Annotated in this window: 1 protein-coding gene; it reads right to left on the reverse strand. The window is 76.2% G+C overall.

Annotated features, from left to right (window positions below):
- Positions 1 to 14: 14 nt before the first annotated feature.
- Entirely contained in the window at positions 15 to 1,802 is a 1,788-nt protein-coding gene (locus tag FNQ90_RS21285; RefSeq protein ID WP_182607834.1) for a sensor histidine kinase, read from the reverse strand.
- Positions 1,803 to 1,961: the final 159 nt, after the last annotated feature.

Here is a 1,961-nt window from a genome sequence, read left to right on the forward strand (position 1 = left end):
GCTGTGGGAGGGGCTCACGGCCGACCATCCTCCCCCGTCCCCGGGGCGTGCGCCACGCCCGGGGCGGGACCGGTCCGCAGCCGCACGGTGAACACGGCCCCGGAACGGGCCGGGGCCTCCCCGTCCGGCGTCCCGGCGGCGGATTCCCCGGTCCTTCCGCCCCCGGTCCGGTCGGTGGCAGCGGCCCCCTCGCCGGGGGTGATCTCCACGGAACCCCCGTGGCGGTCGATGACCTGCCGCACCAGGGCCAGCCCCAGCCCGCGCCCGTGCGCGGCCTCCGTCGTCTTGGTGGACCAGCCGCGTCGGAACATCTCCTCCACCCGGTCCCCGTCCACGCCCGCGCCGGTGTCCGCGACCCGCACCAGCAGTTCCTCCCCACCGGGGCGCCCGTCCGGGAGGGGACGCCCCTCCCGGACGGTGGCGGTGACCGTGACCCGGCGGGGCGGGGGCGCCGCCAGGGCGGCGTCGATCGCGTTGTCCACGAGGTTGCCGACCAGCGTGACCAGGTCGCGCGGGGCGATGCCGCGCCGGGGGTCGGTCAGCTCGGCGTCCACCGCCGTGTCCTCGGTGATCACCAGCTCCACGCCCTTCTCGGCGGCCTGCGCGGCCTTGCCCAACAGGAGGGCGGCGAGGGCCGGCTCGGCCACCGACGCGGTCATGCGGTCGGCCAACTGCTGTGCGGCGGCCACCTCCACGGTGGCGAACTCCACCGCCCGCTCGGTCTGCCCCAACTCCACCATGGTGATCACGGTGTGCAGCCGGTTGGCGGACTCGTGCGCCTGGGCGCGCAGGGCGTCGGCGAAGCCGCGCGCGGAGTCCAGCTCGCCGGCCAGTTCCTCCAGCTCGGTGTGGTCGCGCAGGGTGATGACGGTGCCCAGCCGACGACCGTCCTTCTCGATCGGTTCGGCGTTGACCACCAGCACCCGCTCCCCGTACACGCACAGCCGGTCGGTGACACTCCCGCCGGCGGCGAGGAGTTCGTCCAGCGGCGCGCGCACGGGCAACTCCGCCGGTCGCCGGCCCTCCGCGTCGGCGGGCAGCCCGAGCAGCCCGCGGGCGGGGTCGTTCACCAGCACCAACCGGCCGGCCGGATCGACGATCAGCAGGCCCTCGCGCACGGCGCGCAGCACGGCGTCGTGGTGCTCGTACAGGCGCGTGATCTCCGCCGCGCCCAGCCCCAGCGTCTGACGGTCCAGGCGGCGGCTGACGGCGTAGCTGCCGGCGGCGCCGAGCAGCACGGCCGCGCCCGCCAACCACACCACCGGGGTCAACCGGCGCCGCAGCTCGCCGCCGATCCGGTCCTGGAGGATGCCGACCGAGACCAGGGCGATCACCTCGCCGTCGGGAGGGCCGTCGGCCCCGCCCCCGGGGTCGTCGTGGATCGGGACCACCGCCCGTACGGAGGTGCCGAGGGTGCCCTCGTACTGCTCGGTGACCACCTCGCCGCGTCGGGCGGGTTCGATGGTCCCCAGGAACCGCTCCCCGATCCGGTCGGGGTCGGGATGGGTGTACCGGATGCCGTCGGGGGTCATGAAGACGATGAAGTCGGTGCCGGTGGCCTCCCGCACCGCCCGGGCGGTGCGGCGCAGTTCCGCCGAGGGGTCGGGCTCCTTCAGCGCGGTGCGCGCCTCGGGGAGGCGGGACAGGCCCAGGGCCAGGGTCAGGGCACGTTGTTCGGCGTCGGCGCGACTGTCCCGCCGCACCTCCAGGGCGACCAGGGCGGTGCCGCTGCCCAGCAGCAGCAGGATGACGGCCAACTGGAGGAGAAGCAGCTGGCGGGCCAGGCTCAGCCGGGTGCGCATGGGGCGATTCTCGCAGTCGTGGCCGAAACCCGACCCCTTCGGGTGCCGGTCGATCGCCGGGGTCGACTCCCCCGTGGGGGAACCGGGGGAGCCGACCATCGGGCCGGGCCGGCCCCGCCCCCGGGGGCGGCACGGGCCGGCAGGCCGCCACCCGGGGGG

The organism is Streptomyces alkaliphilus, assembly GCF_014141535.1.
GTDB classification, from domain to species: Bacteria; Actinomycetota; Actinomycetes; order Streptomycetales; family Streptomycetaceae; genus Streptomyces; species Streptomyces alkaliphilus.

Coding starts and splice junctions, on each gene's coding strand:
- FNQ90_RS21285 (WP_182607834.1), bottom strand. CDS start 1,802: ATGCGCACCCGGCTGAGCCTGGCCCGCCAGCTGCTTCTCCTCCAGTTG.